This is a genomic window from Streptomyces sp. NPDC048257 (assembly GCF_043201855.1).
In the GTDB taxonomy this organism is placed as follows: domain Bacteria; phylum Actinomycetota; class Actinomycetes; order Streptomycetales; family Streptomycetaceae; genus Streptomyces.
Genome location: NZ_JBICZI010000001.1, coordinates 239,517 through 261,028, shown reverse-complemented (window position 1 = coordinate 261,028; position 21,512 = coordinate 239,517). Strand labels below are relative to the sequence as shown.

The 21,512-nt window shown below is 73.1% G+C and carries 18 protein-coding genes; 13 read left to right on the top strand and 5 right to left on the bottom strand.

What is annotated here, in order from left to right:
- Positions 1-129: 129 nt before the first annotated feature.
- The 5 genes from ACGFZK_RS01205 to ACGFZK_RS01185 all read left to right on the top strand — a co-directional run bounded on the left by ACGFZK_RS01205 (position 130) and on the right by ACGFZK_RS01185 (position 4,671).
- Positions 130-1,662 carry an ATP-dependent DNA ligase gene (locus tag ACGFZK_RS01205; RefSeq protein WP_393846736.1) on the top strand — a complete coding sequence of 511 codons (1,533 nt, stop codon included), beginning with the start codon at positions 130-132 and terminating at the stop codon, positions 1,660-1,662.
- A 408-nt stretch (positions 1,663-2,070) separates the two neighbouring features.
- Positions 2,071-2,751, top strand: coding sequence for a helix-turn-helix domain-containing protein (locus ACGFZK_RS01200; protein ID WP_393846735.1), 681 nt, complete (start codon positions 2,071-2,073; stop codon positions 2,749-2,751).
- 15 nt (positions 2,752-2,766) lie between these two features.
- Complete coding sequence (locus tag ACGFZK_RS01195; protein ID WP_393846734.1) at positions 2,767-3,042, top strand: DUF6126 family protein; 276 nt, start codon at positions 2,767-2,769, stop codon at positions 3,040-3,042.
- 70 nt (positions 3,043-3,112) lie between these two features.
- On the top strand, positions 3,113-4,192 hold the full coding sequence (locus tag ACGFZK_RS01190) for a dihydrodipicolinate reductase (RefSeq protein ID WP_393846733.1): 1,080 nt from the start codon (positions 3,113-3,115) through the stop codon (positions 4,190-4,192).
- Complete coding sequence (locus tag ACGFZK_RS01185; RefSeq protein ID WP_393846732.1) at positions 4,192-4,671, top strand: carboxymuconolactone decarboxylase family protein; 480 nt, start codon at positions 4,192-4,194, stop codon at positions 4,669-4,671. The genes ACGFZK_RS01190 and ACGFZK_RS01185 overlap by 1 nt, the downstream gene beginning before the upstream one ends.
- An 89-nt stretch (positions 4,672-4,760) precedes the next feature.
- Here ACGFZK_RS01185 and ACGFZK_RS01180 read toward each other — a convergent pair whose 3' ends face one another.
- The 3 genes from ACGFZK_RS01180 to ACGFZK_RS01170 all read right to left on the bottom strand — a co-directional run bounded on the left by ACGFZK_RS01180 (position 4,761) and on the right by ACGFZK_RS01170 (position 8,602).
- Entirely contained in the window at positions 4,761-6,404 is a 1,644-nt protein-coding gene (locus tag ACGFZK_RS01180; RefSeq protein ID WP_393846731.1) for a GMC oxidoreductase, read from the bottom strand.
- 91 nt (positions 6,405-6,495) lie between these two features.
- Positions 6,496-7,116 (bottom strand): DUF6629 family protein, encoded by a 621-nt coding sequence (locus ACGFZK_RS01175; RefSeq protein ID WP_393846730.1) that lies wholly within the window; start codon positions 7,114-7,116, stop codon positions 6,496-6,498.
- 4 nt (positions 7,117-7,120) lie between these two features.
- The gene (locus ACGFZK_RS01170) at positions 7,121-8,602 is read right to left on the bottom strand and encodes an MFS transporter (RefSeq protein ID WP_393846729.1); all 1,482 of its coding nucleotides are present in this window, start codon (positions 8,600-8,602) and stop codon (positions 7,121-7,123) included.
- A 164-nt stretch (positions 8,603-8,766) separates the two neighbouring features.
- On the opposite strand from ACGFZK_RS01170, the gene ACGFZK_RS01165 reads away from it, so the two are divergent.
- The 4 genes from ACGFZK_RS01165 to ACGFZK_RS01150 all read left to right on the top strand — a co-directional run bounded on the left by ACGFZK_RS01165 (position 8,767) and on the right by ACGFZK_RS01150 (position 16,064).
- Positions 8,767-12,381, top strand: coding sequence for a S8 family serine peptidase (locus tag ACGFZK_RS01165; RefSeq protein WP_393846728.1), 3,615 nt, complete (start codon positions 8,767-8,769; stop codon positions 12,379-12,381).
- 175 nt (positions 12,382-12,556) lie between these two features.
- The gene (locus ACGFZK_RS01160) at positions 12,557-13,372 is read left to right on the top strand and encodes a hypothetical protein (RefSeq protein WP_393846727.1); all 816 of its coding nucleotides are present in this window, start codon (positions 12,557-12,559) and stop codon (positions 13,370-13,372) included.
- Positions 13,373-13,464: 92 nt separating this feature from the next.
- Entirely contained in the window at positions 13,465-14,955 is a 1,491-nt protein-coding gene (locus tag ACGFZK_RS01155; RefSeq protein WP_393846726.1) for a cytochrome P450, read from the top strand.
- A 92-nt stretch (positions 14,956-15,047) separates the two neighbouring features.
- Entirely contained in the window at positions 15,048-16,064 is a 1,017-nt protein-coding gene (locus ACGFZK_RS01150; RefSeq protein WP_393846725.1) for a hypothetical protein, read from the top strand.
- Here the strand turns inward: ACGFZK_RS01150 and ACGFZK_RS01145 are convergent.
- Positions 16,012-17,409 carry a gluconate:H+ symporter gene (locus ACGFZK_RS01145; RefSeq protein ID WP_393846724.1) on the bottom strand — a complete coding sequence of 466 codons (1,398 nt, stop codon included), beginning with the start codon at positions 17,407-17,409 and terminating at the stop codon, positions 16,012-16,014. The genes ACGFZK_RS01150 and ACGFZK_RS01145 overlap by 53 nt on opposite strands.
- Positions 17,410-17,421: 12 nt before the next feature.
- The gene (locus ACGFZK_RS01140) at positions 17,422-17,943 is read right to left on the bottom strand and encodes a gluconokinase (protein WP_393847255.1); all 522 of its coding nucleotides are present in this window, start codon (positions 17,941-17,943) and stop codon (positions 17,422-17,424) included.
- 132 nt (positions 17,944-18,075) lie between these two features.
- On the opposite strand from ACGFZK_RS01140, the gene ACGFZK_RS01135 reads away from it, so the two are divergent.
- The 4 genes from ACGFZK_RS01135 to ACGFZK_RS01120 all read left to right on the top strand — a co-directional run bounded on the left by ACGFZK_RS01135 (position 18,076) and on the right by ACGFZK_RS01120 (position 21,394).
- Positions 18,076-18,792, top strand: coding sequence for a FadR/GntR family transcriptional regulator (locus ACGFZK_RS01135; protein WP_393846723.1), 717 nt, complete (start codon positions 18,076-18,078; stop codon positions 18,790-18,792).
- Between the two features lie 71 nt (positions 18,793-18,863).
- A complete protein-coding gene (locus ACGFZK_RS01130; protein WP_393846722.1) occupies positions 18,864-19,568 on the top strand; it encodes a VanZ family protein in 705 nt (234 codons plus the stop codon).
- A 52-nt stretch (positions 19,569-19,620) separates the two neighbouring features.
- Entirely contained in the window at positions 19,621-20,322 is a 702-nt protein-coding gene (locus tag ACGFZK_RS01125) for a response regulator transcription factor (RefSeq protein WP_393846721.1), read from the top strand.
- Positions 20,315-21,394, top strand: coding sequence for a sensor histidine kinase (locus ACGFZK_RS01120; protein WP_393846720.1), 1,080 nt, complete (start codon positions 20,315-20,317; stop codon positions 21,392-21,394). Before ACGFZK_RS01125 ends, ACGFZK_RS01120 begins: the two co-directional genes overlap by 8 nt.
- Positions 21,395-21,512: the final 118 nt, after the last annotated feature.

Here is a 21,512-nt window from a genome sequence, read left to right as displayed (position 1 = left end):
CCCGGGGTCCGAGCACCCACAGGCGGAACCCCAGACCTTCTCGAGGAGTAGACCGCGCCCCACGTGTACCGCATCCGCGGTACACGCGCCCGACCTGCGCGGTACGCCCGGCGGCGGGAGGATGGCCGCATGCTGCTGGCCGAGGTCGCTCGCGTGTCCCGGGAGGTCGCCGACACCTCCGCCCGCTCCCGCAAGACCGCCCTGCTCGCCGGGCTCTTCGCCGACGCGCCCCCCGAGGAGGCCGGCCTGGTCATCTCCTACCTCGCCGGGCGCCTCCCACAGGGCCGCCCGGGCATCGGCTGGCGCACGCTCGGCCAGACGGTCGAACCGGCGGCCGAGCCGACCCTGACCGTCCGGGACGTCGACACCGCGGTGGGCGAACTCGCCGCCGTGGCGGGCGCCGGGGCCGTGGAGCGCCGGAGCCGGGTCCTCGCCGCCCTGCTGGGCCGCGCCACCGAGGCCGAGCAGGTGTTCCTGCGCAGCCTGCTGTCCGGCGAGGTGCGCCAGGGCGCGCTCGACGCGGTGGCACTGGAGGGCGTGGCCGCGGCCGCCGGAGTACCGGCCGCCGAGCTGCGCCGGGCGGTGATGCTGGAGGGCTCGCTGCCCCGGGTCGCGGCGGCGGTGCTGGCCGACGGCGCGGAGGCGCTGCGCACGGTCACCCTGCGCGTGGGACAGCCCGTACAGCCGATGCTGGCGGGCACGGCGAAGTCGGTCGCCGAGGCGCTGGCCGTGCTCGGGCCGTGCGCGGTGGAGGAGAAGCTCGACGGGATCCGGGTCCAGGTGCACCGCGAGGGGGACGACGTACGGGTGTACACGCGCTCCCTCGACGAGATCACCGCACGGCTGCCGGAGGTGGCGGAACTGGCCCGGTCGCTGCCGGGGGAGCGGTTCATCCTCGACGGGGAGGTCATCGGCCGGGCGGCGGACGGCCGCCCGGTCCCCTTCCAGGAGATCGCGAGCCGCGTCGGGTCCCGGATCGACGTCGAGGCCGCCCGGCGGACGCTCCCGGTCGTCCCCTGCTTCTTCGACATCCTGGTGGCGGGCGAGGACGTCCTCCTCGACCGGCCGGTCCGCGAGCGGTACGAGGCCCTGGCCGCGCTCGTGCCGGAGAGCGCGCGGGTCCGCCGCCTCGCCGTCGAGGACCCGGGGGAGCAGCAGGCCGAGGCGGAGGGGTTCTGGGCCGAGACGCTGCGCCGCGGCCACGAGGGGGTCGTCGTCAAGGGGCTGGACTCGGCCTACGCGGCCGGGCGGCGCGGCAGGAACTGGCTCAAGGTGAAGCCGGTGCACACGCTCGACCTGGTCGTGCTCGCCGCCGAATGGGGCCACGGGCGGCGCACCGGGCTGCTGTCCAACCTGCACCTGGGGGCGCGCACCGCCGACGGGACGTACGCCATGCTCGGCAAGACCTTCAAGGGGCTCACCGACGAGATGCTGCGCTGGCAGACCGGGGCCCTGGGTGCGCTCGCCACCTCGGACGACGGCTTCACCGTGCGGGTGCGGCCCGAGCTGGTGGTGGAGATCGCCTACGACGGGCTGCAGCGCTCCTCGCGCTACCCGGCCGGAGTGGCCCTCCGCTTCGCCCGCGTCCTGCGCCACCGCCCGGACAAGTCCGCGGCCGAGGCGGACACGGTGGACACGGTCCTGGAGGCACACGCCGTCTGACCGGCACCCCGCGGACCCGTTCGTCCATGCGTCTATTCGCCGTCGAGGTCGCCGTCGTCCTCGCGCAGCCTGCGCCGGAGGCGGGTGCGGTGGCGGTCTCCTCGGGCAGTTCCACGTCCACGAACAGGAACCGGGACTCGGCGAGACGCTCGCGCGCCTCCGACACATGGCCGCGCGTCAAGGTGCCCTCCGGCATGGACATCATCGATACGATCATCGTCCCTCGCCGTAGGTCATCTGGTGCGGTGCATCCCAGCCTGTACCGGCGGGCACCCCGCGCAACCGAGCTGGCGCATTCGCCCGGTAACGCGCCCTCGAACAGGTGAGGGCCAGGGTCGCTCCCACCCTGGATTTGCCTCAGAGGCAAAGCGGTTTGCCAGACAGGCAAGACTCTGGCTCAATCGGGGCATGAAACCCGGTCCTCCGCCCGGCCCCGGCCCGGACCCCGGCCCCGGCCCCGAAGACGCGGCCGACGAGCTCCCCGCCGTGGCACCGCAGCTGCGCGAGCTGCGCCGTCGCGCCGGACTCACCCTGGAGGCCGCCGCCGCACGGGCCCGGCTCTCGCCCGCCCATCTGTCCCGCCTGGAGACCGGCCGGCGCCAGCCCTCGCTGCCGCTCCTCCTCGGGCTCGCCCGCACCTACGGTACGACCGTCTCCGAGCTGCTCGGCGAGACCCCCGCCGTCGCGGATCCCATCGTACGGGCCGGCGGTCCGGGCGCCCGCGAGGCCGACGGGTGGACGTACTGGCAGGCGGGCGGCTCCGGGCGGGGGATGCAGGCGCTGCGCGTGCACGTGCCGCACGGCCGCAGCCAGGGCGAGCTGGTCCGCGTACACCCCGGCGAGGAGTGGCTCTACGTCCTGGACGGGCGACTGCGGCTGCACCTGGGCGAGGCCGAGCACCTGCTGGAGCCGGGGGACAGCGCGCACTTCGACTCGCTCACGCCGCACCGGATCGGCGCGGCCTCCTCGGGCGGGGCCGACCTGCTCTTCGTCCACACCCTGCTGCAGAGCAGCCTGGCCGGGCTGTGCCTCGGCGGCGGAGCCACGACCCTGCCCGCGCCCACCACGACGACCACGCACCACCGATAGCGCAGGAGCCTTCCCATGTCCCCAGCAGAGAAGCCCGCGACCGCGACCGCGATGACGACCGAGCCCGCGCCCGTGACGGAGCCCGTGACGGAGCCCGTGACCGAGCCCGTGACCGAGCCGGTGACCGAGCCCGTGACCGAGCCCGTGACCGAGCCCACGACCATACGGGCCCGGTTCGAATCCAAGTTCCCGCGCGGCCTGGTGATCCGGCTGGTCGCCTACTTGTTCGTCGGCCACCTCTTCGCCTTCTTCGTCTACCTCCTCTTCGTCCTGGGGGGCCAGAACCAGTAACCGGCGGGAGCGGACGAGTTCAGGCCGCGCGACTCTGGCAACGTACGGGACCTGTGGCTACCCTCCGCGCATGATTTCCACGGTTGTCTGGGGTACCGGCAACGTGGGCCGTCTGGCGATCCGTGCCGTCGAGGCCCATCCCGCGCTCCAACTCAGCGCAGTCATCGTCCACGATCCAGCCAAGGTCGGCCGCGACGCGGGCGAACTCGGCGAACTCGACCGCCTGCTGGGGGTCGAGGCCACCGACGACATCGAAGCCGTACTGGCCGCCCGCCCCCGGGCCGTGGTCTACGCCGCGTCCGGGGACGTCCGGCCCGACGAGGCCCTCGCCGACATCACCCGGGCCGTCCGCTCCGGCGCGGTCGTCGTCAGCCCCGCCCTGTACCCGCTCTACGACCACCGGAGCGCCCCGCCCGAGTTCCGCGACCCGGTGCTCGCCGCCGTCGCGGAGGGCGGCGGCTCGCTCTTCGCCTCCGGTGTCGACCCCGGCTGGGGCAACGACGTGCTCCCGCTCCTGCTCAGCGGACTCGGCACCACCATCGACGTCATCCGCTGCCAGGAGATCTTCGACTACTCCACCTACGACCAGCCGGACTCCGTCCGTTACCTCGTGGGCATGGGCCAGCCCATGGACTACGAGCCGATGATGCTCATGCCCTCGATCCCCACCATGGTGTGGGGCGGGCAGATACGGATGATGGCCCGGGCGCTGGGCGTCGAACTCGACGAGATCCGCGAGACCTCCGACCGCCGGGCGCTCGACACCACGGTCATCACCAGGACCATGGGCGAGTTCGAGGCCGGGACCCAGGGCGCGATCCGCTTCGAGGTGCAGGGCATCGTCGAGGGCGAACCCCGCATCGTCATCGAGCACGTCACCCGCATCCACGCCTCGTGCGCACCGGACTGGCCCGTACCGCCCGGCGGCGGCGACGGCGCCCACCGGGTCGTCATCGAGGGCTGCCCCCGCATCGAGGTCACCATCGAGGCCACGGACGAGGGCGACAACCGCTCGGCCGGCGGCAACGCGACCGCCGTCGGCCGCCTGGTCGGCGCCATCGACTGGCTCACCGAGGCGGAACCCGGTCTCTACGACGCCCTCGACATCCCGCTGCGCCCCGCCATCGGCAGACTCGGAAGGAAACAGTGATGAGGATCGACATCCCCGAAGGCCAGCACCCGATCGAGTACGTGTGGGGCGACATGGTCCCCGGCATCGGCATGGCCGCCGCGAACTTCTCCCTGTCGGTGTACGCCCACACCACCCTGGGCCTGCGCGAGTTCGAGGCGGCCCGGCTGCGCGTCGCGCAGATCAACGGCTGTGTCTTCTGCCTCGACTGGCGCACGGAGCGGGAGGGGGAGAAGGTCGAGGAGGAGTTCGCCGACGCGGTCACCGAGTGGCGCACGACCGGTGCGTTCGACGAGCGCACCCGGCTGGCGGCGGAGTACGCCGAGCGGTACACCCTCGACCACCACGGGCTCGACGAGGAGTTCTGGGACCGGATGACCGCGCACTACAGCCAGCTCGAGATCGTGGAACTGACGATGAGCATCGGGTCCTGGCTGGCCTTCGGCCGGCTCAACCACGTGCTCGGGCTCGACAGCGTCTGCATGTTGCCGGGGCACTGAGCGCATCGCAGCCCACGCACGGCAGGCGCAGAAAGAGGGGCCGTTCGGTGAGTCCGAACGGCCCCGGCCGCTGGGGGGAGGACGCGGCCCTACGGGAGGTCGGTGGCGATGATCTTCTCTATGTTGCGTTCGGCGAGCGCCGTGATGGTGACGAAGGGATTCACGCTCGCATTGCCGGGGATGAGCGCGCCGTCGATCACGTACAGGCCGGTGTAGCCGTGCAGGCGCCCGTAGTTGTCGGTCGCCTTGTTCAGGACCGCGCCGCCGAGCGGGTGGTAGGTGAGGGTGTCGTTCCAGATCCTGTTGCCGCCGAACAGGTCGGACCGGTAGATCGTCCCCTCCTTCGAGTTGATCTTGTCGAAGATGGTCTTGGCCATGCTGATGGACGGCTGCTTCCAGGCGGTCTGCCAGCTCAGATCGGCCTTGCCCGTCGCGGCGTTCCACGTGAACTCGGCGCGATTGGGGTTCTTGGTGATCGACAGGTAGAAGGAGGCGTACGTCTCGATCCCGGTCGGGAGCGGCGCGACCTCGGCGAACGCGCCGCCCGCGTCCCAGTTGTCGATGCCGGAGCAGGGGATGGTCGACTGGAGCTTGCCGGTCGGGTCCCACAGGTGGTTGGCGCGGCCGCACATGACGTTCCCGTTCTCGCCCCAGCCCTTGCCGACCTCGCCGTTGAGGTTCGGCAGTGCTCCGGTGGCCTTCAGCTTGACCAGGAGCTTGCTGGTGCCGACGCTGCCGGCCGCGAAGAAGACGCGGTCCGCGGTCACGGTCTTGGTGGCCACGGCGTCGCCGGTGGTGTTGATCTGGTCGATGGTCACCGTGTAGCCCCCCGCCGCGGCGGGGGAGACCGAGGTGACCTTGTGCAGCGCCGAGATGGCGACCCTGCCGGTGGCCTTCGCCTGGGCGAGGTACGTCTGCACCAGCGACTTCTTGCCGTGGTTGTTGCCGTAGAGGATCTCGCCGGCCAGGGCCGACTTGGTGGCGGTGCCGGCGGCCTCGCGCTTCATGTAGTCCCAGTCGTACACGTCGGGCACGAAGGTCCAGGCGAAGCCGGAGCGCTGGGCGTGCTTGCGGCCGACGCGCGAGAACTGGTAGCAGTCGGCGGTGTCGAACCAGGCCGGGTCGATCATGCCGACCCCGAGCCCGGCGTTGGCCCTCGGGTAGTAGGTGTCGTACATCTCGTCCGCGTTCACCGAGGGGAGGACGGCGGCGAAGTTGGCGCGCTTGGGGGTGACCGCCATACCGCCGTTGACCAGCGAACCGCCGCCGACGCCGCGGCCCTGGTAGACCGTGATGCCGGCGAAGTCCTCGGCGTCCAGGATCCCGGTGTACTTGGGGACGTCCTTGTCGATGGGGAAGCCGAGGAAGTTGCTGAGCGGCGCCTTGGTGCGGGTGCGCAGCCAGAAGGAGCGGTAGTCCGGGGTGGTCACCTTCGGGAAGATCTTGCCGTCCGAGCCCGGGGTGTCCCAGGACATGCCCATCTCGATCATCTGCACGTCCACGCCCGCCTGCGCCAGCCGCAGGGCCGCGACGGATCCGCCGTAGCCGGTTCCGATGACCAGGGCCGGTACGCGGGCACCGTCGGCGACCGGGCCGGGTGGGGCCGCGGCGGCCTGCGCCGGGGTGATGTGACCCGCCAGCGCCACAGCCCCAATAATAGAACCGGTTCTACCGAGGAAACCGCGGCGGGAAAGTCCGTTGGAGCCGTTTTTGGGCAGGGATCTTTCGCTCATGTGACGTTCCTCACTCTTGGTGGAATGGGAACGAGTTCTACTGCCGCCCGCTTGTGAAGTCACTACATACGTCTAGGTAACTTTCGGTCGCTCACGTGACAGGGGGAGCGGCTTGCGGGCTCCGGACCCAGCCCGGGACCAGCAGCGACGCGGCCGCGGCGAAGGCGCACCAGGTGGAGGCGAATTCCAGCCGCCACAGCGCTGAGCAGGCCATGGCCCCTGCCGCCGGCACCACCCCGAGGGTCCGCAGTCGCCGGTCACCGCCGAGCAGCAGGGCGCCCAGGGTGGCGAACAGATGGCCCGTCGGGATCAGCGGCATCCACGGAACATTCACGCCGTAGCCGATGGTGTGGCCCCGGATCTCGGCGGTCACCGGCCGGGTCGCGGGGCAGTACGAGAGCGCACGGTGACCAGGCCGGCGGCCATCGGCCACCACAGGCGGCGCGGACCCCGGGCGCGCCGCCAGCAGCACCCCGGCCGGCACCCATACCGCCAGCAGCGGCATGGCGATCACGGCCCAGGCCGTGGCGCCCGGGGAGCAGCCGCCGCCCGTCCGCCAGACGGCGGCCTCCACCAGCTGGTGCGCACCCAGCGGCAGCGGCAGCGCGGCGACGGGCAGATCCCGGGGCCGCCGCACCCGGGCCACGCACACGACTGCGACGGCGCACACGACGGTGCCCGCCGCCAGATCGGCCGTCGCGCTCCAGCACACGGGATCAGCCCGGCTCCTCACGCGGTTCGAGCGGCGGGGCCGACACCGCGCAGTACGTGTGGCACTGCGGGTGGCACGCCTCGGGCGCGGGGGAGCGTACGGTCACCCAGGCCACAGCGGCGCCGACCGCGAACGCCCCGGTGCACCAGAGCATGGCCCGCCCGAAAGCGGCGTCGAACTGGGTCGCCGAGCGGTACGACTCCGGCCCCATGCCGGACAGCAGCGGCAGCGCGGCCACCGCGAGCAGCCCGGCGACGCGCGCCGCCGCGTTGTTGATGCCGCTGGCCAGGCCCGCCCGGCCGGGGTCCACCGAGGCCAGCACGGTCGACGTCAGCGGGGCGACCAGGGCCACCAGACCCATGCCCATCACGACCATCGCGGGCAGTACGTCCCGTACGTACGAGGCCGCGGGCCCCACCCGCAGCATCAGCAGCGTCCCGGCCGCACACAGCAGCGGCCCCACCGTGAGCGGGATGCGCGGCCCGATCCGCTCCCCGAGCTCACCCGAGCGCGCCGACAGGAGGAGCATCAGAAGCGTGGTCGGCAGCATCGCGGCCCCGGCGGCCAGCGCCGAGTAGCCGGACACCACCTGGAGCTGCAGCACGACGAGGAAGAAGAACCCGCCGATGGCCGCGTACACGCACAGGGTGACGAGGTTGACGGCGGTGAACAGCCGGGACGCGAAGATGTCCGGCGGCACCATCGGGTCGGGCCGCCGCCGCTCCACGTAGACGAACGCGACGCCCAGCAGGACCCCGAGCACCGCCGCGACGATCACCGCCGCCGTTCCCGACCGGGCTTCGATCAGCGCGTAGGTGACCAGCCCCAGGGAGCTCGCGCCGAGTACCGCCCCGGCCACGTCGAACCGGCCGTGCGCATGCGGGTCCCGTGATTCCGGTACGTGCCGCAGCGCGACCGGCACGCACACCGCGGCCAGCGGCACGTTCAGCAGGAACACCCACCGCCAGCCCGGCCCGTCCACCAGCCAGCCGCCGAGGAACGGTCCCACGGCCGCACCCACCCCGCCGAGTCCCGACCAGAGGCCGATCGCCCGCCCGCGGTCCTCGGCGCGGATCGACGCCTGGATCAGGGCCAGGGAGCCCGGCGCCAGCAGCGCCCCGCCGATGCCCTGCAGGGCCCGGGCGGCGATCAGCACCCCGGCGTTGGGCGCGATGCCGCACAGCAGCGAGCCGACCGCGAACCACACCACACCGAGTACGAAGATCCGGCGCCGCCCGAAGCGGTCGCTCAGTGACCCGCCCACCAGGATCAGCCCGGCCAGGGTCAGCAGATAGGCGTTCACCGTCCACTGGAGCACCGCCAGATCGGCGTCGAGATCCTCCCCGATGCGCGGCAGTGCCACGTTCACCACGGTTCCGTCCAGCATGGCCATGGTCGACCCGAGGACCGTGGTCAGCAGGATCCACCGGCCACGTGCGGACGCGATCGGGACACCGGCTCCGGACGGCTCGGCGGGCGCAGTCATGTCTTCAGGCTGGCCCGCGCGACCGGTACGGGCCACCGGGGCGGGCCGGAGTACGGCTGAAAAGCCCCCCTTGTAATGAGCATGACGTCTCTATCACCATGACCCGCGCACGTCACGCGCACCCTTCCCGCACAACCCGCACACGGCGTACGAGGAGACCACACGTGGCCCAACGCGACATCCGATCCTCACGGTCCTCAGGATCCACGGGATCATCACGGCCTTCCCGGCCCGCCCGGTCCTTACGCACGGCGCTCGCCGCCCTCACCTCGGTCCTGCTCCTGCCGGTCGGCGCGGGCGTCGCCGCGGCCGCGCCGGACCCGGCCCCCGCCCCGACGGCGGCCGAGCGCAAGATCGAACCCAAGCTCCGCGCCCAGCTCGGAGACTCTGCCAAGGCCGTCTTCTGGGTCTACCTCGACAGCGCCGCCGACCTCACCGCCGCGGGGAAGCAGCAGACCCGCGCCGCCAAGGCGGAAACGGTTCTGCGGATCAAGAAGGACCACGCCGCGCGCAGCCAGGCCGAGGTCGTCAAGGCCCTGAAGGGCGCCGGAGCCGAGTACACCTCGTACTGGATCGTGAACGCCGTGCGCGTCGTCGGCAGCGAGAAGCTCGCCGGGACCCTCGCCCAGCGCCCCGAGGTCGCCCGGATCGACGCCGACGACAAGGTCGACCTGCCCAAGCCCGCCGAGGGCAAACGGGAGAAGGCCGTCGCCGACGCCATCGAGTGGAACATCGACCGGATCAAGGCCCCGCAGGTCTGGGACCAGATCGGGGTGCGCGGCGAGGGCATCGTCGTCGCCAACATCGACAGCGGCGTGGACTACACGCACCCCGCCGTGAACAACCAGTACCGCGGCAAGAAGGCGGACGGTACGTACGACCACGCCTACAACTGGTTCGACCCGGCGGGCGTGTGCACCAACGCCGCCCCGTGCGACAACAACGACCACGGCACCCACACCATGGGCACGATGGTCGGCGACGACGGCGGCGCCAACAAGATCGGCGTGGCTCCGGGAGCCAAGTGGATCGCGGCCAAGGGCTGCGAGTCGAACTCCTGCTCCGAGGCCTCCCTCCTCGCCTCGGGCCAGTGGATCGTCGCCCCCACCGACCCCAGCGGCCAGAACCCGCGCCCCGACCTCGCCCCGCACATCGTCAACAACTCCTGGGGCGGACCGGGTGGCGACACCTGGTACCAGCAGATCGTCGACACCTGGCGGGCCGCCGGCATCTTCCCGGCCTTCTCCAACGGGAACTCCGGCCCGAGCTGCAACACCAGCGGCTCGCCCGGCGACTACGCCAGCTCCTACAGCTCCGGCGCCTTCGACATCAACAACACGATCGCCTCGTTCTCCTCGCGCGGCGCCGGCCCCGGCGGCATCGTCAAGCCCAACATCTCCGCCCCGGGCGTGAACGTCCGCTCCTCCGTCCCCGGCGGCGCGTACGAGGCCTTCTCCGGCACCTCGATGGCCTCGCCGCACACCGCGGCCGCCGTGGCCCTGCTCTGGTCCGCCGCACCCGCCCTGGACGGCGACGTCGCGCAGACCGAGTCGCTCCTGGACGGCACCGCCCTGGACACCGACAGCAGCCAGTGCGGTGGCAACGCCGCCGACAACAACGTCTTCGGCGAGGGCCGGCTCGACATCCTCGCCGCCGTGAACGCCGCCCCGCGCGGCGCCCTCGGTTCGCTCGGCGGCACCGTACGCTCCGGCGGCGAGCCCCTCGCGGGCGTGAAGATCACCGCCGACGGCCCGATCGACCGTACGACCACCACCGCCGCCGACGGCAGCTACCGCTTCGCCTCCCTCTCGGTCGGCGACTACGCCCTGACCGCCGCCAAGTTCGGCTACGGTCAGCAGACCGCGACGGCCACGGTGACCGAGAACGCCACCGCCACCGGTGACTTCACCCTCACCCAGGCGGCCTCCGGCAAGCTCACCGGCACCGTCTCCTCGGCCACCGGACCGGCCGCGGGCGCCTCCGTCACCATCGCGGACACCCCGGTCACCGCGACCGCCGACGCCCAGGGCCGCTTCGAGGTCACCCTGCCGCACGGCACGTACGACGTGAACGCCACCCACGCCTCCCGCTGCGTCACCGGCGGCACGGCCAAGGTGACCGTCGCCGGCGACGCCACCGTCGCGGTGAACCTGCCCGAACGCACCGACGGCTACGGCTACGCCTGCGCCACCGCGGGCGACCGCCCGTACGTCGAGGGCACCCGCCAGCTCGCGCTCACCGGCGACAACACCACCGAGCGCGTCGACCTGCCCTTCCCGCTGCCCCTGTACGGCACGACGTACGGCCAGGCCTGGATCGGTACGAACGGCACGGTCAGCTTCGGCGGCAACAACACCGGCGACGTCAACGGGGACCTCCCGAGCACGGCCACGCCCAACGCGGCCCTGTATCCGTTCTGGGACGACCTCATCGTCGGCGCCGCCGGCAGCGGCTCCGGCGTCTTCACCGGCGTCACCGGCACCGCCCCGCACCGCAGCTACGTGATCGAGTGGCGCCAGGTGGCCCACTGGTCGGCGCAGACCGAGAAGTTCTCCTTCTCGGCGGCCATCGGCGAGGACGGCACCGTCTCCTACTCCTACAAGGGGACCGGCGGCACCGGGATCAAGGGCGGCTCCACGGCCACCATCGGTGTGGAGAACGCGGCCGGAACCGACGCCTTCAAGTACTCCTTCAACACCGCGGTCATCACGGACGGCCTGTCCATCGCCTTCCGGACCACCAAGAGCGGTGTGGTGGCGGGCCGGGTGCTCGACGCCAACGACGGCAACGGCGTCGCGGGCGCCACGGTGACCGTCGGCACGGGTGACTCGGCGGTGTCGGCCACCACGGCGGCCGACGGCGGATACGTCGTCCAGAGCCCGTCGGGCCCCCGGACCGTCTCGCTGGCGGCGCCGCAGTACGAGTCCGCCACGGCGACGGTCGACGTCAAGGCCGCCGACGTCACGGCGGTGACGCAATCCCTGCGCACCGGAAGGGTCACCGCCTCCAAGCCGTCCGTGGAGGTCGTCCTCCCGGCGGACCAGCAGCGGACGCGGACCCTGGATCTGACCAACCCGGGCCTCGGCACGGCGTTCACCGTGACCGAGGACGCGGCCTGGCTGACGGCCACCCCGGCGAGCGGGAACCTCGCGACGGGCGCGAAGGTCCCGCTCACCCTTTCGGTGGACACGACGGGCCTGACCCCCGGAGCGGTCCTGACCGCCGACCTGAAGATCACCTCGGCGAGCGGCCGGACCCCGGTGCTGTCCGTCCCGGTCAAGGTCGTCGTCCCGCGCTACCAGGTCGCCCTGGACGCGGGATCCGGCTACACGACCACGGACGGCCTGGGTGACGCCTGGTCCCCGGACCGCAAGTACACGGCCGGCTCCTACGGCTACCAGGGCAACGGCACCGTCCAGTCCACCGGCCGCACCATCGCCGGTACGGACGAGCAGCGGCTCTTCCGCAACGCCCGCGAGGGCATGTACGAGTACCGCTTCGACAACGTGCCGAACGGCACCTACACGGTGGAACTGGGCTTCGCGGAGCTCTCCTCCACCAAGCCGAACAAGCGCGTCTTCGACGTTCTGGCCGAGGGCACGCAGGTCCTGCCCTCCCTGGACATCTCCCTGGAGGCGGGCACGTACAAGGCCCTGACCCGTACGTACACGGTCACGGTCACGGACGGGGTCCTCAACGTCCGCTTCGTCACGCACAGCGGATTCGGAAAGCCCCTGCTGAACACCCTGCGGGTGACCGACCGCCCGGACAAGAGCTAGCCCGGCAGCAGACCGAAGGGGCGGGGTGCCTGCGGGCGCCCCGCCCCTTCCCGATGCGGGGGCGCGGCGCGGGCGGGGCGCCCGGCCCTGCGGTGCGCGGCATTCGGGTGGCGGGGGCGGGATCGCGCCACGGCCTGCCGGGAGGCCGTGGCCCGGCTGGCTAACGTGGGCGACCATGACGCTCCTGAGCGACCAGGCCACCGCCGTCCGGGCCCTCGTGGACTCCGCCGACCCCGGAGCCGTGTGGGCCGTCGGCGGCCTCGAGGGTCCCCAGGCGGGTTCGGAGGCCGGACACCCCGCGGACGCCGCCTTCGACGTCGGCGGCCTCACCGCCGTCCTCGCGCTCTGGCCGGCCCTCGGCAGCCTCGTCGACGAGGGCGCGCTGCAGCTGCACACGCCGCTCACGGTCTACGGGGAACCGGCCGCCGAGAACGCCCCCGCCGGAACCACCGCCCACCACCTGCTCACCCACCCGGGCGGTACCACCGCCCTCACCCGTCTCGCCGAGCACCTCTCGGGCGGCCCGCTCGCCGACCTCGCGGCCACCCGGGTCTGGCGCCCCCTCGGCATGACCGGAACCCACTTCGCCGACGGCACCCTCCGCGCGCCCCTCGCCGACCTCGTCCGCTTCCTGCGCCACCTCCTGGCCCCGGCGGACCCGGCGGACCCGGCGGACCCGGTGAACCCGGCGGGCATCAGCCGCGCCTGGACCGCCGAGTCCCTCCGGATCCGCACCGGCGAGCTCACCCCCGCCCGCGGCCTGCTCTGGCAGCCCGCCCCACACGGCGTCTGGACCCACCACGCCCCCCAGGACGGCGGCCCGGCCCTCTGGATCTCCCCCCGCCACCACCGCTGGGCGGTCCTCCTCCCGGCGAGCGACGCAGGCGCCCTCCGCCACGCCTTCCGCGAGGCCGCGTTCGCCCCGACCGCCGGTGGACGAGGGCGGACGGACATCGCGGCGCTGCCGTCCGGGCCGGCCCCCCTGGCGTAGTCGCCCGTCCTCAGGGCGCGGAGTGCGCAGGTGGGACGTACGGTGATGCCGTTGTCGCCGAGCGTTGTCGCTCCCGCCGCGGAGGTACACGGATGCGTACGGTCCAAGGGGCCGCCCTCGACGGGCTCCGAGCCCGGGTACGGGCCCTCGCCGCCCGGCGACGTCCCGAGCGAGTCGGCCGGGCGGCCCGCGGTGCGGCGCCGCTCGCGGACCGCGGGCCCGCCCTGCCGGGGCTCGGCGCGGATGCCCCCGGCCGGCGGACATCCGTACAACAGTCGTTGCGGTACGCGGCCCCCGCCCCCGACACCACCGGCCGCGCGGCTCTCGCCGCCTTCGGCGGACTGCTGCGCGTCGCCCGGCCCCGTCCGGCCACGGTGCGCGCCTCCGCCTCCGCCGCCGCGCTGCGCGCCCTGCGCGCACGCCACGGGGACGCGCCCGCCCTCGTACGCACCCGCTCCGGGCGGACCTTCCTCGTCCTCCTCGACCCGAGGGACCTGCGCCGGTTCTACGACGAACCCGTCAGCGTCCTCGCCGCCGACCCGCCGGACAAGTGCCGAGACCTGAGCCGGAGCCACGAGGAGCCCGCCGACACAGGCTGCTCCCGCGGCGAACTCCGCGCGGAGCGACGGCAGGTCAGCGCCGAGGTGCTGGCCGCGGGCCGGCCCGTGCACCCCTCCTGCGGGCCCTTCCTCGCGGCCCTCGCCGAAGAGGCCCGGCACCTGACCGCCGCCCCCGCCCTCGACCTCGCCCGCGCCCGGTACGCCGTCCGCCGGGCCGCCCGGCGGATCGTGCTCGGCGCCGCGGCCGCCGCGGACGAGGAGCTCACCGGATGGCTCACCCAGCTGCGCGCCGAGGGCATGAGCCCGCGCGGCGGCCGGGTGCGCACAGCCCGCTCCGTGCACGACAAGGCCCGCGCCCGCATCGCGGCGTACGCGGGCCACGCCGACGCCGACACCCTCCTCGGGCGGGCCGCCCGCCTCGCCGACCCCACCGGAACCTTCGACCCCGTCGGCCGGGCCCAGCACTGGCTGCTGGCCATGGACGCCGTCCCGGACACGCTGCTGCGCACCCTGCTCCTGCTCGGGGCGCACCCCGCTGAGCAGGACCTGGCCGCGGCCGAGGCGGCCGCCGAGCCCGCCGCCTGTGCGGACCGGGGCGAGCTGCGCCGGCTGCGGGCCTGCGTCCGGGAGTCCCTGCGGCTGTACCCGGTGGTGCCCGACCTGATCCGCGTCACCCGCGCCGAGACCGAGTGGCGGGGCGTGAGTTACCCGGCCGGCACCTCGGTGCTGCTGCCCGCGGCGTTCCACCAGCGCGACCCCGAACGGGTTCCGGCGGCGCACGTGTTCGTGCCCGGCCGGTGGAAGAACCCGGGCGCGGACCAGGACATCCGGATGGCGCCCTTCAGCCACGGCGACGGCCGCTGTCCTGGCGACCAGCTCGGCCTGCTGATCACCGCCGCGCTCTGCGCCGAGGTGCTGCGGAGCCACCGGATCGGCCGCAGCCGGCCGGTGCTGGACCCTGTGGGACCGCTGCCCGCGACGCTCGACCCGCACGGCATCCGGCTCACGCTCACGCGCCGCTGACCCTCCCCGGTGCCCCGGCGCCCGAGGCTCCGCGATCGACCCTGCCCGATCCCGCCCCGCCCCCGAACCCTGCCGAACCCCACGAGGATGACATGCCCGACGCCGCGACCTCCGCGTCCACCGCCCCGGACATCGACCTGCTCGACGCCCCGTGCCGCGCACTCGCCGAGGCCGCCGACGCGGTCGGTGAGGCCGCCCGCTGCGCCTCCGCTCTGGCCTTCGGAGCCCGGCTGCCCGCAGCCGCCCTCGCCCGGGGCGGCCGTACCCGGCTCGGCTGGCGCACCCTGCTGCGTACCCTCACCGATCCGGCCGGTCTCGGCTGGGCCCCGCGCGGCCGGGGCGTCGCCCGGGCCGGCCGGCTCGCCGGAATCCTGGCCGGCCGCGAGAGCCTCGCGATCAGCATCGCCGTCTGCGGACTGAAGGCCCGGATCCGGGCCGCGAGTGCGGGCCACCCCGAACTGTTCGACGACCCCGGCGCGGCGGCGGTCCTGGGCGCGGTCGCAGCGGGCCACCAGGCCGAGGCCGTCCGGCTCTTCCGCGCCATCATGCGCGAGCGGGGCGCGCAGCACGCCTTCTCGCTGCTGGCCCCGTCCTTCGCCGACATCCTGGCCTGGAACGCCCTGACCGACGCGAACCCCTTCAACGACCACGCCGGCTGGCAGGTCGCCACCGGCCGGGCCCAGACCGCCGAACCCGTCCTCGGTCTCGGCGCCGCCTTCTGGGCCTTCTGCGACCGCGGCCCGGGTCTGCCCGAACGGCCCCCCGCGGCGGGGCCCGCGTCCGCGTCCGTATCCGGCCGCGGCCCGGCCCGCCGCCGTGTCGCGAACCGGCCGCCCCGTCCGGCGCCCCGGCCGCCGGACGGCGGCCTGTCGGGTCACGCCGCCGCGCTGCGCACCCACGCGGTCCGGCTGCACGGTGCAGCCGCCGCGCCCGGGTGGCACGGCCCCGAGACCGAGGCCCTGCGCGCCGAGGTCACCCGGCTGGCGGCCCGCTGCGCGACGGCGGCGGGCGGCCTCGCGCTCGCCGCCGCCCAGCTGCAGGACCGACCGGCTGCGGCTACAGGACCAGTGACAGCAGCAGGACGAAGCCCAGGCCGACCACCGAGATGAGGGTCTCCATCACCGACCAGGTCTTCAGGGTCTGACCGACGGTCATCCCGAAGTACTCCTTGACCAGCCAGAAGCCGGCGTCGTTGACGTGGCTGAAGAACAGCGAGCCGGACCCGATGGCCAGGACGAGCAGCGCGGTCCCGGTGGTGGACATGTCCGCCGCGAGCGGAGCCACCAGTCCGGCCGCCGAGATGGTGGCCACCGTCGCCGAGCCGGTGGCCAGGCGGATGGCCACGGCGATCAGCCAGGCCAGCAACAGGGTGGGAACGGCCCAGTTCTCCGACACGTCCAGGATCATCTGACCCACGCCCACGTCGATCAGCGTCTGCTTGAAGCCGCCGCCCGCGCCAACGATCAGCAGGATGCCCGCGATCGGGGCCAGGGACTTCTCGACCGTGGCCGAGATCCGCTCCCGGGTGAATCCGGCCGCCCGGCCCAGCGTGAACATGCCCACCAGGACCGCCGCGAGCAGCGCGATCATCGGGGAGCCCGCGACATCGGCCACGCGCTGCACCGGCTGGGTGGGGTCGTCGACCACGATGTCGACCAGGGCCTTCACGAGCATCAGCGCCACCGGCAGCAGCACGGTGAACACCGTGGCCCCGAACCGGGGGCGGTGCTCCGGCTCCGCCGAGGGGCGCGGCGCGATCATGTGCTCCGGCGCCGGGATGTCCACCCACCGCGCCGCGTACCGGGAGAACAGCGGCCCGGCGATGATCACGGTCGGGATCGCCACGAGCACACCGAGGGCGAGGGTGACGCCCAGGTTCGCGTCGAGCGCGTCGATGGCGACGAGCGGACCGGGGTGCGGCGGGACCAGCCCGTGCATCACCGACAGGCCGGCCAGCGCCGGGATGCCGATCCGCATCAGGGAGTAGTTGCCCCGCTTGGCCACCAGCAGCACCACCGGGATCAGCAGCACGATGCCGACCTCGAAGAAGAGCGGCAGCCCGATCACCGAGGCGATCAGCACCATCGCCCACGGCATGGCCCGGCCCTTGGCCCGGGCGAGGATCGTGTCCACGATCTCGTCCGCGCCGCCCGAGTCCGCCAGCAGTTTCCCGAGGATCGCACCGAGCGCGATCAGTACGCCGACGCCCGCGACCGTGGCGCCGAGTCCGGCGGTGAAGCTGGCGATCGTCTTGGCGAGCGGCGCGCCCGCGAAGACTCCGAGGGCCAGCGAGCCGACCGTCAGGGCCAGGAAGGCGTGCAGTTTGAAGCGGGTGATGAGCACGACGATGACGGCTATGCCCGCGAGGACGGCTATCCCCAGCTGGGTGTTTCCGGCCGAGGTGATCGGTCCGGTGGCGGCCGCTGCCAGTGTCTCGACGCTGAGACCGGTCACGGTGACGTTTCCTCAGTTCTCGTGTGGGGGGAGGTGGCGCAGGGCGGCCAGCGCCCGCTCGGTGATGTCTTCCGGGGACCCGGACACGTCGACGACGACGCCGAGTTCGTCGTCCTGGAGCGGCTCCAGCGCGGCGAACTGCGAGTCCAGCAGCGTGGTGGGCATGAAGTGGCCCTTGCGCGCGGCCATGCGCTTCTCGATCAGCGGGCGCTCGGCGGTGAGGTGGACGAATACGGTCCGGGGGGCCGCGGCGCGCAGCCGGTCGCGGTAGGCGCGCTTGAGCGACGAAGCGGCGACCACACCGCCGCCCAGATCGGCGCGGTTGCGGATCCACTCACCGATGGCGTCCAGCCACGGCCACCGGTCCGCGTCGTCCAGCGGCGTGCCGGCCGACATCTTGGCGACGTTGGCCGCCGGGTGGAAGGCGTCGCCCTCCGCGTACGGAATGCCGAGCGCCTCGGCGAGCAGCCGGCCCACGGTCGTCTTGCCCGTACCGGCCACGCCCATCACCACAATGACCCGCTGGGTGCTCACGCCTGCCTCGCTGTCCTCGTCGACATCGGTTCGTGTGGGCACCACTGAAGCCTATTAAGTAGTACTTATTCAAGCCTCAGGCCGGAAACATCACATCTTTTGTTGCCCTGGGCGTCACCGTACGCTTACGCCATGACCACCGAAGGCAGTCCAGGACAGGGACAGGGGCTCCACACCCGCGTGCTGGACACCCTCGGCCTCGCGATCACGGCGGGGGAGTACCGGCCGGGCAGTGTCCTGCGCACGGACGAGATCGCCGCACGCTTCGACGCCTCACGCACCGTCGTACGGGAGGTCGTCCGGGTCCTGGAGTCGATGCACCTGGTCGAGTCCCGCCGCCGGGTCGGTGTCACGGTGCGCCCCACCGACGAGTGGAACGTCTACGACCCGCGTGTGATCCGCTGGCGGCTGGCCGGCACCGACCGGCCCCGGCAGCTGCGGTCCCTCACCGTGCTGCGCTCCGCGATCGAACCGGTCGCGGCCGGACTCGCCGCGACGCTCGCCACGCCGCAGCAGTGCGCCGAACTCACCGAGGCGGCCCTCGGCATGGTCCGTACCTCGCGCGGCCACCAGCTCGAGGGCTATCTGCGGCACGACATCGCGTTCCACCGCGTGGTGCTGAACGCCTCCGGCAACGAGATGTTCGCCCGCCTCGGGGACGTCGTCGCCGAGGTCCTGACGGGCCGCACCGAACACGCCGTGATGTTCCACGATCCCGACCCCGCCGCCGTCACCCTGCACGTCCAGGTGGCCGAGGCGGTCCGCGAGGGCGACGCGGCGCGCGCCGAGGCGCTGACCCGCCGGATAGCGGTGGGCGCACTGGAGGAACTGGACGTGCTCGCGCCCTGAAGGTCCGTGTATCGCGGGCGTATCGAAAATCGGATACGCCACCACAACGGCCCTCCGTCTCCAATGAGCGCATGAACCACAACGCACCCCTGTCGGCACCGCCCCGCCGCACGCGCGGGATCGTCCTCATCGGCCTGGCGGTCCTCGGCGCGGCGAGCGCCCTGTACGTCGTGCGGATGCCGCTCATGATGTCCGCCCCGACGTGCAGGGCCGGGCGGTGGCACGGCTGCCTCGACACCTTCAACGGTGTGGTGCTCATGACGCTGGTCACGCTGCCGCTGGCCGTACTGGTGGCGTGGGCCCTGGCGCGCCGCCGGCGCGCCGCCGGCGTCACGTCCGCGTGGCGGATGTCGCTGGCCGAGGTGGGCATGGTCCACGGGACGGCGCCGTTCGTGTGGATGACCATGATGCCGGGCGGCGCGGCCGGCATCGTTCCCGCCCGGGTGAGCCTGGTACCGCTGCGGGACCTGGTCACGATGGGGCCGCTCGGGATCGGCGGCAACCTGCTGGTCTTCGCCGCGCTGGGGTTCTTCGCCCCGATCCGGTTCGCGGCCCTGGCGTCCGTACCGCGGATCCTCGCGCTCGGGGCGGGCTGCTCGGTCCTGGTCGAAACCGCACAGTACGTCCTGCAGCTGGACCGGGTGTCCTCCGTGGACGACGTACTGGTGAACGCGGCCGGCGCCGCGCTGGCCGGGCTGGCGTCGCGCCGCTGGTGGCGCACGACGGCGGGGGCGCCGTCGGACCGGCCGCGCCCCGCGCCGGTGCCGGCGGGCTGAGCCGCATGCCGGGTGTGCCGTCGGGTGCGCGGACGTCTCTTAGGCTTCGGACATGCGCGTACTGATCGTCGAGGATGAACCCTTCCTGGCCGAAGCCGTCCGTGACGGTCTGCGGCTGGAGGCGATCGCCGCCGACATCGCCGGGAACGGCGACTCCGCCCTGGAACTGCTCGGCGTCAACTCCTACGACCTCGCGGTCCTCGACCGCGACATCCCCGGCCCCTCCGGCGACGAGGTCGCCCGGCGCATCGTCGCCTCCGGCAGCGGCATTCCGATCCTCATGCTGACCGCTGCCGACCGGATCGACGACAAGGCCTCCGGGTTCGGGCTCGGCGCCGACGACTACCTCACCAAACCGTTCGAGCTGCGGGAGCTCGTCCTGCGGCTGAGAGCCCTCGACCGCAGACGCGCGTACGCCCGGCCCCCGGTCCGCGAGATCGCGGGCCTGCGGGTCGACCCCTTCCGCCGGGAGGTCTTCCGCGACGGCCACTACATCGCGCTCACCCGCAAACAGTTCGCCGTGCTGGAAGTCCTCGTCGCCGCCGAGGGCGGGGTCGTCAGCGCCGAGGAGCTGCTGGAACGGGCCTGGGACGAGAACGCCGACCCCCTCACCAACGCCGTGCGCATCACCGTCTCCGCCCTGCGCAAACGGCTCGGCGAACCATGGATCATCGCCACGGTGCCCGGCGTCGGCTACCGGATCGACACCGGTACGGACGCCGCCTCCCCCGGCAGGACGCATGCCGATGCCTAGACGCCCGGGGCTCAGCGCCCGACTGAAACTCACCCTCAGCTACGCCGGGTTCCTCGCCGTCGCCGGCGCCCTCCTGCTGGCCGTGGTGTGGATGTTCCTGCTGCGCTACGTGCCCGACAACTCCCAGGGCCTTCTCGGGATCTCGCCCAACCGCTACCTCCTCGTACGCACCTTCTTTCCCGCCGCGGCCGTGGCCATGGCCTTGCTGCTCGTGTTCGGCCTCGCCGGGGGATGGATCCTCGCCGGCCGGATGCTCGCACCACTGGGACGGATCACGAACGCGGCACGGATGGCCGGGAACGGCTCGCTGTCCCACCGGATCCGCATGCAGGGCCGCCAGGACGAATTCCGTGAACTCTCCGACGCGTTCGACTCGATGCTCCGACAGCTCGAGTCCCACGTCGCCGAGCAGCAGAGGTTCGCCGCGAACGCCTCCCACGAACTGCGCACCCCGCTGGCGATCTCGCGGACGCTCCTCGACGTCGCCCGCAAGGACCCCACCCGGGACCGGGGCGAACTCATCGAACGCCTGCACGCCGTCAACGCGCGCGCGATCGACCTCACCGAGGCCCTCCTGCTGCTCAGCCGTGGCGACCGCGGGAACTTCACCCGCGAAGGCGTCGACCTCTCCCTCCTCGCCGAAGAAGCCGCCGAAACACTGCTTCCCCTCGCCGAACGGCGCCGGATCACGCTCGACGTCACCGGCGGGGCGGCCCCGACCAGTGGCTCCGCGGAGCTCCTGCTGCGGATGGTGACGAACCTCGTCCAGAACGCCGTCGTCCACAACCTCCCCACCGGCGGCACCGTGACGGTCCACACCGAGGCGGACGGCGGCACGAGCGTGCTGCGGGTCGAGAACGCGGGCGGCCGGCTCCCACCGGAACTGGTGCCCACCCTGATCGAACCCTTTCAGCGCGGAGCGGAACGCGTACGCACCGACGAGCACGCCGGCGTCGGCCTCGGCCTCGCCATCGTGCACAGCATCGTCCGCGCCCACGACGGGACCCTCGACCTCGTCCCCCGCCCCACCGGCGGCCTCCTCGTCACGGTCCGGCTTCCCGGCACGCAATAGCCGGCCGGGTCAGCCGCACCCGCAGCCGCCGCACCCGCCGCACCCGCCGCCGCATCCCCCGCCGTAGCCGCCACCGGTGGAGGAGCCGGAGCTCCGCACTCCTCCTTCTCCCGCGCCC

What these genes read in the sequence shown, in the direction of transcription:
- ACGFZK_RS01120 (WP_393846720.1), top strand. Translation starts at nt 20,315, where the DNA reads ATGCCTAGACGCCCGGGGCTCAGCGCCCGACTGAAACTCACCCTCAGC.
- ACGFZK_RS01185 (WP_393846732.1), top strand. Translation starts at nt 4,192, where the DNA reads ATGAGGATCGACATCCCCGAAGGCCAGCACCCGATCGAGTACGTGTGG.
- ACGFZK_RS01155 (WP_393846726.1), top strand. Translation starts at nt 13,465, where the DNA reads ATGCGTACGGTCCAAGGGGCCGCCCTCGACGGGCTCCGAGCCCGGGTA.
- ACGFZK_RS01135 (WP_393846723.1), top strand. Translation starts at nt 18,076, where the DNA reads ATGACCACCGAAGGCAGTCCAGGACAGGGACAGGGGCTCCACACCCGC.
- ACGFZK_RS01130 (WP_393846722.1), top strand. Translation starts at nt 18,864, where the DNA reads ATGAACCACAACGCACCCCTGTCGGCACCGCCCCGCCGCACGCGCGGG.
- ACGFZK_RS01160 (WP_393846727.1), top strand. Translation starts at nt 12,557, where the DNA reads ATGACGCTCCTGAGCGACCAGGCCACCGCCGTCCGGGCCCTCGTGGAC.
- ACGFZK_RS01205 (WP_393846736.1), top strand. Translation starts at nt 130, where the DNA reads ATGCTGCTGGCCGAGGTCGCTCGCGTGTCCCGGGAGGTCGCCGACACC.
- ACGFZK_RS01180 (WP_393846731.1), bottom strand. Translation starts at nt 6,404, where the DNA reads ATGAGCGAAAGATCCCTGCCCAAAAACGGCTCCAACGGACTTTCCCGC.
- ACGFZK_RS01195 (WP_393846734.1), top strand. Translation starts at nt 2,767, where the DNA reads ATGTCCCCAGCAGAGAAGCCCGCGACCGCGACCGCGATGACGACCGAG.
- ACGFZK_RS01125 (WP_393846721.1), top strand. Translation starts at nt 19,621, where the DNA reads ATGCGCGTACTGATCGTCGAGGATGAACCCTTCCTGGCCGAAGCCGTC.
- ACGFZK_RS01150 (WP_393846725.1), top strand. Translation starts at nt 15,048, where the DNA reads ATGCCCGACGCCGCGACCTCCGCGTCCACCGCCCCGGACATCGACCTG.
- ACGFZK_RS01170 (WP_393846729.1), bottom strand. Translation starts at nt 8,602, where the DNA reads ATGACTGCGCCCGCCGAGCCGTCCGGAGCCGGTGTCCCGATCGCGTCC.
- ACGFZK_RS01190 (WP_393846733.1), top strand. Translation starts at nt 3,113, where the DNA reads ATGATTTCCACGGTTGTCTGGGGTACCGGCAACGTGGGCCGTCTGGCG.
- ACGFZK_RS01200 (WP_393846735.1), top strand. Translation starts at nt 2,071, where the DNA reads ATGAAACCCGGTCCTCCGCCCGGCCCCGGCCCGGACCCCGGCCCCGGC.